Annotated in this window: 9 protein-coding genes; 6 read left to right on the forward strand and 3 right to left on the reverse strand. The window is 60.3% G+C overall.

Annotation, left to right across the window (positions count from 1 at the left end):
- Positions 1 to 25: 25 nt before the first annotated feature.
- Together Enr13x_RS29245 and Enr13x_RS29250 are read right to left on the reverse strand one after the other, a co-directional pair.
- The gene (locus Enr13x_RS29245; RefSeq protein WP_145390382.1) at positions 26 to 1,600 is read right to left on the reverse strand and encodes an aldehyde dehydrogenase (NADP(+)); all 1,575 of its coding nucleotides are present in this window, start codon (positions 1,598 to 1,600) and stop codon (positions 26 to 28) included.
- 127 nt (positions 1,601 to 1,727) lie between these two features.
- Positions 1,728 to 2,582, reverse strand: coding sequence for a fumarylacetoacetate hydrolase family protein (locus tag Enr13x_RS29250; RefSeq protein WP_145390383.1), 855 nt, complete (start codon positions 2,580 to 2,582; stop codon positions 1,728 to 1,730).
- A 45-nt stretch (positions 2,583 to 2,627) separates the two neighbouring features.
- On the opposite strand from Enr13x_RS29250, the gene Enr13x_RS29255 reads away from it, so the two are divergent.
- The 3 genes from Enr13x_RS29255 to Enr13x_RS29265 all read left to right on the forward strand — a co-directional run bounded on the left by Enr13x_RS29255 (position 2,628) and on the right by Enr13x_RS29265 (position 7,015).
- A complete protein-coding gene (locus Enr13x_RS29255) occupies positions 2,628 to 6,488 on the forward strand; it encodes a CRTAC1 family protein (protein ID WP_197455439.1) in 3,861 nt (1,286 codons plus the stop codon).
- Between the two features lie 74 nt (positions 6,489 to 6,562).
- Positions 6,563 to 6,784 carry a hypothetical protein gene (locus tag Enr13x_RS29260; RefSeq protein ID WP_145390385.1) on the forward strand — a complete coding sequence of 74 codons (222 nt, stop codon included), beginning with the start codon at positions 6,563 to 6,565 and terminating at the stop codon, positions 6,782 to 6,784.
- 3 nt (positions 6,785 to 6,787) lie between these two features.
- On the forward strand, positions 6,788 to 7,015 hold the full coding sequence (locus tag Enr13x_RS29265; RefSeq protein ID WP_145390386.1) for a hypothetical protein: 228 nt from the start codon (positions 6,788 to 6,790) through the stop codon (positions 7,013 to 7,015).
- A gap of 426 nt (positions 7,016 to 7,441) precedes the next feature.
- Here the strand turns inward: Enr13x_RS29265 and surE are convergent, their stop codons facing one another.
- Positions 7,442 to 8,203 (reverse strand): 5'/3'-nucleotidase SurE, encoded by a 762-nt coding sequence (gene surE / locus Enr13x_RS29270; protein ID WP_095737086.1) that lies wholly within the window; start codon positions 8,201 to 8,203, stop codon positions 7,442 to 7,444.
- A 409-nt stretch (positions 8,204 to 8,612) separates the two neighbouring features.
- Here surE and guaA point away from each other — a divergent pair, with 409 nt between their 5' ends.
- The 3 genes from guaA (at position 8,613) to Enr13x_RS29290 (ending at position 12,273) form a co-directional block, all read left to right on the forward strand.
- Positions 8,613 to 10,226: a glutamine-hydrolyzing GMP synthase gene (gene guaA, locus Enr13x_RS29280; RefSeq protein WP_145390387.1), complete on the forward strand. Its 1,614-nt coding sequence runs from the start codon at positions 8,613 to 8,615 to the stop codon at positions 10,224 to 10,226.
- An 18-nt stretch (positions 10,227 to 10,244) separates the two neighbouring features.
- Entirely contained in the window at positions 10,245 to 11,921 is a 1,677-nt protein-coding gene (ettA, locus tag Enr13x_RS29285) for an energy-dependent translational throttle protein EttA (protein ID WP_145390388.1), read from the forward strand.
- Between the two features lie 85 nt (positions 11,922 to 12,006).
- Complete coding sequence (locus Enr13x_RS29290; protein ID WP_197455441.1) at positions 12,007 to 12,273, forward strand: hypothetical protein; 267 nt, start codon at positions 12,007 to 12,009, stop codon at positions 12,271 to 12,273.
- Positions 12,274 to 12,319: the final 46 nt, after the last annotated feature.

Consider the following 12,319-nt stretch of genomic DNA (forward strand, 5'->3'; position numbering starts at 1 on the left):
TACCCTACTGCCGCGACAAGTCAACCTACAGATCCGCCGTCGTCCACGCTCCATCGATGCGGCGTGGGGTTTGGCCGGTCGGGTTTTTATCGCCCAACAACGCCGGCAACCGTTCGGCGCGGACGTTGTCAAAGCTGGTCAGTTTCGCGAACCGCAGCAGCGATCCGGGGATACCGACGGCGGTGAAACCCGGGTGCCCGGTCGCCGGGTAGGGACCGCCGTGATTCATCGCGGCCGAGACGGCGACTCCGGTCGGCATCTTGTCGTTCAGCATTCGTCCGACCTTAGGCGTCAATTCGAACGCCACTTGATCGTACGACGCATCGTCGCTGCCGGCCGGATCGCTGTAGACGCAACCGGTCAAGTTGCCTTCCAGACTGGCGATCACGTTGCAGAGTTCTGCCAGGTCTTCGGCGACCACGACCAACGACGCATTGCCGAACGCTTCGGTCTGGAACCCTTCGGGGTCGGCCAAGAACTGTTTCCCGGTCGCCGTCATCAACGTGTTGGCCAGCGCACATCGGCCGGCTTCGACTTCGCCACCGCCGACCAACAGTTCGGCGCCGAAACCGCAAAGCGTCTCGATACTTTGTTTCAAGCTTCCGGCAACGGCGGGCGACAACAGGGTTCCCGCGGGCGAGCCGGCAAAACGTTCTTTGACTGTGGCGATGAACTTGTCGGTTCCCTCGCCGGCGATCGCCAGGACCACGCCGGGGTTGGTGCAGAATTGTCCGCTGCCCATCAACGCGCTGCCGCAAAACTCATCGACGATCTCATCGCCGCGCGCCGCCAAGGCGCCCGGCAGCAACACGACCGGGTTGACGCTGGAAAGTTCCAAATAGATCGGTTTGCCGGCCGCGTCGGCAGCCGCCTTGAGTTTTAATCCCGCCGATCGGCTGCCGGTGTACCCGGTCGCACCGACACGTGGATCGGCGACCAAGCGTTCGCCGTCGGCATGTCCGGTGCGATAGATCAACTGCACGATTGCAGCGGGCATGCCGGTTTCTTTCGCGGCTTCCAATGCCAGTTCCGCAAACAGACGCGTCGTTTCGGGGTGGGAACTGTTGGCTTTGCCGATCACGGGATTACCAGCCGCAATCGCCGCGGCAAAGTCTCCGCCGGAAACCGACCCAAAGGCAAACGGGAAATTATTGGGACCGAACACACAAACCGGTCCGAGCGGCTCGTAGCAAGAACGAATCCCGGCGGCGGTGTCGATCGTCGCCAGCGCCCAATCGCCCGATCGGCAGGATTCGGCGGCGGAGCGGAGTTGGCCACTGGTTCGTGGCAACTCTCCGTCGGCAAGCCGCGGAGACTTGGCCAAACCCGTTTCCGCATGGGCCGCTTCAACGAGCGGCTCTTTGGCGGCATCGATCTTGTCGGCATACAAATCCAAAAACTCCGCGATCTTCGCCGCGGGAAGCTTTCGCATTTCGCGAGCCGCCTCCGCGGCGGCATCGAGCGCCGCATCACAATCAGCCCATGAGCTGATCGGAAATTCGGCAGGCAGCTTTTCGTTGGTGTTCGGGTTGGTGGCTTGGAAGGTGCCGACCGAATCGGCGTCGCGCCACGTTCCGGCGAGGAGTACTTTTGCGGTCATGATGATATTGGGTGTTGAGTTTCGAATTGAAGAAGATATCAGGCGTTGGGCGCCTGCCAACGGTCAGGAAAACGATCTCAGCTCTTAAGAGTGGGATGACGAGCCAGGAAGCCTATCCCACGTTTGCTTAGCCCTGGATGATCGGATTGCTGAGTGTTCCGACGCCATCGATGGTGATATTGACGACGTCGCCGGGCAACAGTGTGAAATCGCTGGTGGGGACAATCCCCGTCCCCGTCATCAGAAACGCACCGGCGGGAAACGAATTGTCTTTGGCGAGCCAGCCCACCAAGTTCTCAAAGCTTCGCGCCATCTGGCCGCCGCTGGTTTGTTGATCAAAAACGGTCTGGCCGTCACGGACAATCTGCAGGTCCACGCCGATCGAGTCGGCCGGCGGCAAGACGTCGAACAAGGTGATCCAGGGTCCCAGCCCGGCACACTGGTCATAACACTTCGCTTGCGGCAGGTAGAGCGGGTTTTCGCCCTCGATGTCTCGCGAACTCATGTCATTGCCAACGGTCAGTCCCACGATCCGCATCTGGGGGCTGATCACCAGCGTGATTTCGGGTTCGGGCACGTTCCAACTGGCATCGGATCGAATCCGCAGCGGTTGCCCGTAACCGGACACGCGATGGGGAGTCGCCTTGAAAAACAATTCGGGGCGATCGGCGTTATAGACACGGTCGTAGCACGACGCAGCGGCTTCGGACTCCTCCATCCGAGCGGTTTGCGAACGTTTGTAGGTGACGCCGGCCGCCCAGACTTCCTGGTGGTCCATCGGCGGCAACCAGCGCAGCTGATCATCGATTTCGATCGCAGACTCGGTTTGCAGCGACTCGGCAGCGGCAATCGGCGTGGAATGGGCGATCAGATCCGAGAGCGTGGCGATTTCATCGGTCATCACCAACGGAAATAATTCGTTTTCGCGGACCAGTCCGACGCGAATCGTGTCGGACGCATCAAAGAATTTTGCTACTTTCATATATCAAACCTTTTGAATGAATGGTCCCAACGGATGGCATACATCGTGAACGCACCCCAGACCAACCGCCCGAACCTGCACCGGCGGTTGACCATCGCCTTCGCCGCGGTCGCAACATCCATCACGATGACGTTTTCCGGTTGCAGCTGCACTCGAGACCCGGGCGGAAACGGAAACGGTACCACGCCGCCGCTCAACGGTGAATCGGAGGCGAACCTGGTAAAAATTAATCAGGCGCTCGCGGCGACGGAAAACATGGAACCCGAGCAGGCCGAAACGCTGTGGGCCGGGCTACGAAAACAGTTTTCCGACGACCCCTCGGTGGCGCTCAACCGGGCGCTCAATTCCGTGCTGGCGGTGGACATGCTGACGGCCGCGGCGACCGACTCGGTCAAGTCCGGCGAAGAAAAACAAGCGGCACGCGCGCGGCTTCCCGACGCCATCGAAACCGCCCGAACGGCGATCGAAGATTATCAGCAGAACTCCGGCGATGAAGTCACCAAACAATGGCTGAACAGCCGCATCGACGCGCACGAGGCGGCGCTGCTGGGGGCGACGATCGGCAAGTCGCTGCGCCGGGATCTGTTCACGCGTCTGACCGCAGCCATCGACGGCCCGATGGGCGACGACCCCAGGGCCGTCATCTTGGGCGGACCGCTGATCGACCTGCTGGAAAAAATGTCCGACCCCGTCGATGGGCTGCCGGACTCCGTCCTGAAACCGGCCGCCAAATCGCTGCGACGACTTTCCGACGAAAACGAAGACAACCTGTTCCTGGCGCTGCGGGCACTGCGTCTGGCGATCGACAACCAAGACCCGTCGGCGGCCGAACTGGTCGACCGCACCTGGCGTTTGGCCCAAGCCGTCGAGCCGACCTTGGCCGCCTACACCAAACCGATCGGACTGTCGCCCGAAGACCTGGTCAATCGAATCAAAGAAGCGATCGAGGACGGAGACTGGGGTAAAGCCGACCAGTCATCGGTGTTGTGGTCGAACGTTTTGAATCCCTTAGAAATCGTCCGCACCGATCGGCGACGGACTTCGCCGCACCCGTTGGACCGATTGAATTTCAACACCGTCCGGGAACTGAGTTCCGAAATCGCCAGCGCCAAACCGATCGCCAGCGACGAAACGGGAATCGCATTCGACGTCTCCGCCGCCGGCGACGCGGCACTGGTGCTGCCAGTCGATGCCGACCTGGATTTCACCATCGATCTGGCCAGCGTCTCGGGTGACGGAAAACTGAACTTGCTGAAGCAACAAGGCGACGCCTGGGATACGATCGCCGAACTCGATCTCGGCGTGGTTCCGAGCGGTTTGGTGGCCGCGGATCTATTCATGGTCGACAGCAGTGATTCCGATCGCATCAAACGTAGCGAACCAGTTGCCGGGGAAGACACCCAGCGCGACTATTCGACCAAAGCTCGCCATGACACGCTGCCCACCTTGGTCGCATACGGCCCCTTCGGCTTGCGACTGATCCAGATCGACATGCGACGTGACACCCCCGCCGACAAGCGATTGACGTTGGTGGAAAAGACGACGGGGCTCGAGGACTTGCCGGCAATTTCCGCGGTGACGACCGGCGACCTGGAAGGGGACGGCGATCTGGATTTGATCGTCGCGCCCTCCGACGGCCAGATCCGCGTGTGGATCAATCGCGGTAATCGCACGTTTTTCGAAGCACCGATCGGAACCAGCACCGTGGACGACGGAGATCCGATCGCCGACATGACGATTGCCGACCTGGATCGTGACATCGACTTGGACGTCCTGGCCATCCATCGGTCCGGGCGTGTCAGCATGCTGGAAAACTTGTTGCACCTGCAATTCCGTTTCCGAAACTTGGACGCCGTGCCACCGCTGCCGGTTTCCGAAAACGATCCAGCGCTGACCATCACGGTCGAAGACGTCGACGCCAATGTCGGCTGGGATGTCGTCGCAACGTCCAGCCAACAGTCGACGGTCGCCTTCGGAAACTCATCCGACATCGGGGTCTGGACCGTCGACCGTGTGGAAACGGCCAAGGGGTTTGCATCACCGCCGGTCCTGGCTGACTTTGACAACGATTCCTATCTCGAGCTGATCGGCCCGGTGTCGTCACCCACGACAGCCCAAACGCTGAAACTGGGCCCGTGGGGGATCAATGTCATCGAATCGGACACCGACCTGCCCGAAGATCTGACGGGCGCCGCCGCGGCCGACGTCAACGGCGATGGCCGCATCGACCTCGTGTCGACCAACGCCGACGGCATCCAAGTCGGGGTCAACCAGCCCGCCGCAGACGCGCACCAGATTTCCGTTCGCTTCAAAGGCATCGCCGACAACGCGGCGGCGAGCGGACGGGTGAACCACTACGCGATCGGATCGGTCCTGGAGCTGCGATTCGGGCCACATTATCGTAGCCGGATCGTGCGCGGGCCGGCGACGCATTTCGGCATGGATGGATTCGATTCGGCCGACACGATCCGCGTCATCATGCCCAACGGATTGACGCAAACGATCCGCAGCCCCGAGGTTGACTCGATCATCGAAGAAGAGCAAACGCTCAAAGGTTCCTGTCCGTACCTTTACAGCTGGGACGGGGAACGGTTTGCCTTCGTCACCGATTGTTTGTGGGCGGCCCCGTTGGGTTTGCAAGTCGCCGCCGGCGTCGTTCAACCGGATCGGCCGTGGGAGTATTTGAAGATCGACGGCGACAAGGTGCGTCCAAACGATGACGGCGAATACGAATTTCGATTGACCGAAGAGTTGTGGGAAGTCGCTTACGTCGACAAGATTGAATTGACCGCCGTCGACCATCCCGCCGACGTCGCGATTTACTCCAATGAAAAAGTCGGCCCCCCCAGCGTCGCGACACCCACCATTTATTCGTTTGACGAAAACGAATTGCATCCGGTCACTGCCGCCTCGGATACCCGCGCAAACGACGTGACTGAATTATTAACCACGGCGGATGAACGCTACGTCCAAGGCTTCGATCGGCGGATCCGGCAAGGCCTTTGCCCGCCGCACTGGATCGATTTGGACTTCGGTGACGCGGTCAAACAACAGCTCGCCGCCAGCGATGATGCGTCGGTCTATCTGGTGCTTCGCGGTTGGATCTTGCCGACCGACACATCGTTGAACATTCAGATCGACCAGAACCCCGAGCTGCCCGCGATCGAATTCCCGTCGGTTTGGGTGCCCGATGCGTCGGCCGAATCGGGTTGGAAAAACGCCATCGAGTTCATGGGTTTTCCGGGCGGCAAAACCAAGACGATCGTCGTCGACGTCAGCGAACACGTTCTGCTGGACGATCCACGCATTCGGGTGCGAACCAGCGCGCAAATCTATTGGGACGCGGCCGCGCTTGCGATCCAGGAAAACCCGGCGTCCAGCGTGACCCAACCGATGTCCTTGATCGACGCCGAAGTCGGCTTTCACGGGTTTTCGAAACGGATCCAAACCGACTCCACGCGTCCGGAAACCTACGACTATGGGCAAGCCGACGCCCAACCGAAATGGCCGCCGCTGCGTGGAGCGGTCACACAATTCGGTGACTGCAGCGACCGACTTCGCGATTGGGATGACTCGATGGTCGTGATCAGCGGCGGCGATGAAATACGGATGCGGTTTCGCGCCCCCGAGCAGGAACTGCCGGCTGGGTGGAAACGCGACTTCATCTTGCACTGCGTGGGCTGGGACAAGGACGCCGACCTGAACACGCTGACCGGCCAATCGATCGGGCCGCTGCCGATTCGCGACATGCGGGGCTACCCCCCGACGTTGGAGTCGGCGAATCAGTTTGACTCGGTCGAACGCAAGAACGCGGATTCGCTGCGTCGACGCCAGTCGTTCCGAGCGTTTTGGAATCGCGGAACGCAGAGCGAAAAGCCGTTCTTGACGACTGGCGATGCCGGTTAGCAACAAGCGATCAATTGCCGCATTTTCGACGTTCACTTCTCTCCGCGATTGTCCCTCTGCTTGACCCACTCGCCATGACCAAATTGCCAACCGAATCTGCCCCAGAAGAAGTCGTCCAGAACGATGCGGCGAACAAATCCGTGTTACGAAAGTTTCTGCTCTTTATCATCGTGATGATGCTCCCGATCATCGGAATGCTGACGTACCTGAATCTGCGCAAGGAAGACCGTCCTGCGATCGAGCGCCAGCGGGAGGTTCAGGCAGATCGGCAAGTCGACCAGACAACACTTCCGTAACGCTTGCTGATCGAGACGGCCGCCCCGATCGGGGATGATGAGATCGCCGAACGCACCACCATACCCTGGCCCGGCGGTACCATGCGCTGGTGCCCAGGCTTTAGCCGCATCGTTTCGCTGCTCGGGACGTCGATTGTATTACTGACGGATTCAGTTGGTTTTGTTACGTTCGGCATCGAAGATCACTCGGCTCGGTTCGCCAACGGCGATCTACAACTTAGCCTGGGGTGAGACCGGATGAGCCCCAGCGAATCCGGGCGTAACCCCAGGTCCACGCACATCAAGAAACCTCCCCCCTTTCGATCGGCCGGCGGCAAAGCCGCCGGCCGATCGAAAGGGGGAGAGAGGCGTTGGGCTTTCTTTCCTGGGGTTGCGGTCACTCCGCTGCGCTCGTTCCCTGACCCCAGGCTAGGGATGTGTATGCCCTTTGGGCAAGTGCTGCGGAATGAGTTCCGCAGCATCGTGAAACAGCCTGCTGGGCTAACAAAGCAAATCGATGTACACCACTGAGCGGTACTAACCAAAAAGTCGCTCAGTAATACAATCGACTTCCCCCGCAGCGAGAGGGAATCGCCTGAAGGCTAGACACCAACGTGCGCTGGCATGCACAGCATGCCCTACTTCGCTTCGCATTTGACGAGGCGTTGAGCCTCGTCGCTACAACTTCAATCCCCAGCCTTCCATGTCGTCGGTCAGCGGGTGGTTGGTCATGTCGAATTGCAAACTCGTCAGCGTCACGTTGCCCTTGCGCAGCTCCGTGATGTCGGTTTTTTCTTGCGGCGGCTCGCTGGGTTCTTCCCAGAGTGCCCAGTAGTAATCGCGTCCGCCGGGGTCTTGGCGTTTTTCGTAGCGGTTGCCGTACTGGGCCAGTCCCATCGGCACGATTTGCAATTCCGCGGGCGACTGGGTGGCGGCGGTCGGGATGTTCAGATTGAACAACTTTCCTTTGGAGGCGGGGTGTTTTGCGATTCCACCGATAATCTTTTTTGCGATCACCGCGGCGGATTGAAAATCGGCGTCGGGGTCATATTCGAGTGAAACGGCGACGCTGGTGGTTCCGAAAAACGCCCCTTCGATCGCCGCGGCGACGGTGCCGCTGTACAGCACATTGATGCCGGCGTTGAGTCCGTTGTTGATGCCGCTGACGACCAGATCGACCGGATTGTCTCGCAGCAGCTCGGCGATCGCCAGTTTGACGCAATCGGCGGGGCTCCCCTCAACCGCCCAGGCCCAGTGCCGGCCGTCGCGATGAATCGATTTCCCCACCAACGGGGTGAGGAAGGTGATCGAGTGGCTGACGCCGGACTGTTCGGTCGCCGGCGCGATCACGATCACCTCCCCGAGGTGGCGGAGCTGTTGCTCCAGTGCGGCCAGTCCGGGTGCGAACACGCCATCGTCGTTGGTCAAAAGGATTCGCATGAGTTTTTCAAAGTGGCATCGTTACGGAAAATTCTGGCGATCAGCCCAGCCCTCGGCCCAGCCCTCGGCTCAGCCTTCAGCCCAGCCCTCGGCTCAGCCGATCGCTGGTCCATCCCGGGGGTTGGCGGCCGAAACTCGGGCCGGCGGCGGGGCATCGACAGCCGATGCAAACGCCCCCCACGGCCGACAGAGCCGGATGATAAACCCGGCGTCAGCGGTTTAGCCCCTTGGGGATTACCGGTGCATTTTCTACACTCCCGGTTTGGCATTGGCGACTACGGCACGCGCAACAAAGTCGATCCAGCGAAACGCAGGCGGCTGATCGACGCCGCCGGCGTTTCCAAATCGTCGCGTGTTCGGCCCGACGGTCCTGCCACCTCGGCTCCCCCTTTAATCCATTCACACCTGCATGAGTGTTTCCAGCGCCCACTCGACGGGCAACTCCACCGAATCAAGCCTTTCCGAGGCCGGCGCTTCGGTGCTGACCGATCAACGGATCGTTGTTCTGGATTTCGGTTCGCAATACGCCCAGCTGATCGCCCGACGCGTGCGCGAGCAGAACGTCTACTGTCAGATCATCCGGCACGATCTGTCCGCCGATCGGATCGCTGAACTGGCCCCCAAAGGCATCATCTTGTCGGGCGGCCCGTCGAGTGTTTACGAGGACGGGGCGCCGCGCTGCGATCCCGAATTGTTCAAACTCGGGATTCCCGTCCTGGGCATCTGCTACGGGTTACAAGTCGCCTGCGAAGCGTTCGGGGGCAAGGTGACCAACACCTCGCGACGCGAATACGGGCACGCGATGTGCGAAATCGTCCAGCCCGGTACGCTGTTTGACGAATTGCCGGGCGAGATCGACGTCTGGATGAGCCACGGAGACCAGATTTCGGCGATCAGCGAGCAATTTGAACCGCTCGCCCGCACCAGCACCTGCCCGTTTGCGGCGATCCGGCACAAGGAGTTGCCGGTTTACGGCATGCAGTTCCACCCCGAGGTCACGCACACCCCGCTGGGCGGCAAGGTGCTGGCGAATTTTGTCCGCGGCATCTGCGGCTGTGAACCGAATTGGCAACTGAGTGATTTTGCCGATGCCACCGTCCGCCAGATTCGCGACGCCGTCGGCGACCGACGCGTGATCTGCGGGCTCAGCGGCGGCGTCGATTCCTCCGTCGTCGCGGCACTGCTGTACAAAGCCATCGGCCCGCAGTTGACCTGCATCTTGATCGACAACGGGTTGCTTCGCCAGAACGAACAAGCGTTGGTGATCGACGAGTTCACCAATCACTTCAAAGCCGACTTGCACGTCGTCGATGCCGAAGACCGGTTCCTGGCGTCGTTGGCCGGAGTCGTCGAGCCCCAGGAAAAACGCCGACGCATCGGCCATGACTTTATCGAGTGTTTCAAAAAGGAAGCCGAATCGATCGAGAACGCCCACTTCCTCGCCCAAGGCACCCTGTACCCCGACGTGATCGAAAGCGGCGCCGATCCCGACGGACCGGCCGCAACGATCAAATTGCACCACAACGTCGGCGGGTTGCCCGAGGAATTGGGGTTTGAACTGATCGAACCGCTCCGCGACCTGTTCAAGGACGAAGTCCGACGACTGGGATTGGAATTGGGTCTGCCGGAAAAACTGGTCTGGCGGCACCCCTTCCCCGGTCCCGGTCTGGCCGTCCGATGCCTGGGCGAAGTCACACGCGACAAACTGGTCGTGCTGCGGGCGGCCGATGCGATCGTGATCGAAGAGATCGAAGCGGCGGGACTGTACCGCGAAACCAGCCAGACCTTTGCGGTGCTGTTGCCGGTCCAAAGTGTGGGGGTGATGGGCGACGCGCGGACGTACGACAATGCGATCGCCGTCCGCAGCGTCAACACCGACGATTTCATGACGGCCGATTGGAGCCGATTGCCGTACGAGTTGCTGGCGCGGATCAGCACACGAATCATCAACGAAGTCAAGGGCGTCAACCGAGTCTGCTATGACATCAGCAGCAAGCCGCCCGCAACGATCGAGTGGGAATAGGACAGGAATAAGCAAGGCATGGGCAGGCAATACATTTACCAAGTCGAAGACTTGACGAAAAAGCACGGTCAAAAGACGGTGCTCAACGAAGTCAATCTGGCATTTTACCCCGGCGCAAAAATCGGCGTCCTCGGCCCCAACGGTGCCGGAAAGTCGACGCTGTTGCGGATCATGGCCGGCCAGGACACCGACTTTGACGGCAGCGCGAGACTGACCAAGGGCTTCACCGTCGGCTACCTGGAACAAGAACCGCCGCTGGACGAAACCAAGACGGTGTTCGAAAACGTTCAAACCGCCGTCGCCGAGCGTCGCGCGATCGTCGATCGATTCAATGAAATCAGCATGCTGCTCGGCGACGTCACCGACGACGACGAAATGCAAAAGTTGTGCGACGAAATGGCGACGCTGCAGGACACGATCGATGCCTACAACCTGTGGGAACTGGATCGACAAGTCGAAATGGCGATGGCGGTCATGAATCTGCCCCCCGGCGATTCCACCGTGACCACGCTCTCGGGCGGTGAACGCCGACGCGTCGCGCTGTGCCAATTGCTGATCCGCCAGCCCGACTTGCTGCTGTTGGACGAACCGACCAACCACCTCGATGCCGAATCGGTCTCGTGGCTGGAACAACACCTGGCCAAGTACCCCGGGACCGTCGTCGCGGTGACCCACGACCGTTACTTCCTGGACAACGTCGCCCAGTGGATTCTGGAAATCGACCGCGGCCGCGGCATTCCGTTCGAAGGCAACTACACCGCTTGGCTGGAAGCCCGCCAGAAACGGATGCAGTTGGAACAACGCCAGGCCAAGGCCCGCGAACGCACGCTGGCCAACGAACTGGAATGGATCCGCATGAGCCCCAAAGCCCGCCAGGCGAAAAGCAAGGCGCGGATCAAGGCGTACGAGGATTTGGCGTCCGAAAAATTCGAAGATCGGCCCGACGAACTGGAGATCCAAATCCCCTCCAATCGACACCTCGGCGAACTGGTCATCGAAGGCAAAAACATTCACAAGGCGTTCGGCGACAAGGTCTTGATCGATGACCTGTCGTTTCGCTTGCCCGCCGGTGGCATCGTCGGCGTGATCGGCCCCAACGGAGCCGGCAAGACGACGCTGTTCAAGATGCTGACCGGCCAGGAACCGGCCGATGAAGGTCAGTTCCGCGTCGGCGAGACCGTCGACTTGGGCTACGTCGACCAAAGCCGCGATTCGCTGGCCGACGACCACACCGTGTTTGAAGAAATCAGCGGCGGCACCGAGACGATCGTGTTGGGAGGCCGCAACGTCAACGCACGGGCCTACGTCTCGCGTTTTAATTTCCGAGGCCCCGACCAGGAGAAGAAAGTCGGCAACCTGTCCGGTGGTGAACGCAACCGAGTCCACCTGGCGAAACTGTTGCGTCGTGGCTGCAACGTGCTGCTGCTGGACGAACCGACCAACGACCTGGATGTCGACACCCTGCGTGCCCTGGAAGAAGCGATCATGCATTTTGCCGGCTGCGTGGTGGTCACTTCGCACGACCGCTGGTTCCTTGATCGGCTCGCAACGCATATCCTTGCATTCGAAGGTGACGGTAAAGTCACGTGGTGCGAAGGCAACTTCGAAGTCTACGATCGGGGATTGCGCGAGCGGATGGGCGAGGACCCCAACGAAGTCAAACAGGCCCGCTACAAGAGCATTCACGCCGGTTAACCCGCCGGCGCCGCGGTCACCTCGATCAAATCATCCATCTTGCCGCCGACGCGGCAGTTCCTTTTTTCCCTAACCACACTCAGCTATGACCATTCTTCGTATCGGAACGAACGAAAAGTACTCCAACAATTGGGACGACATTTTTGGCGGCAAGAAGAAAAAAGCCGGCAAGAAGAAGGCCGCCAAGAAAGCGAGCAAGAAGAAGGCCGCCGCCGGCGTGACCGCCACGAAGCCGGCGAAGAAGAAAGCCGCCAAGAAGAAGGCAACAAAAGTCGTCGCCAAAACCGCAGCCGCATCCAAGAAGAGCACCAAGAAAAAGAGCGTCAAAAAGAAAAAGACGACCAAAAAGTGATTTCCCCGGTGAGGCGAATTCCTGTCGAATTCTGCCCACGCTTGTT

It is taken from the genome of Stieleria neptunia (assembly GCF_007754155.1).
GTDB lineage: Bacteria > Planctomycetota > Planctomycetia > Pirellulales > Pirellulaceae > Stieleria > Stieleria neptunia.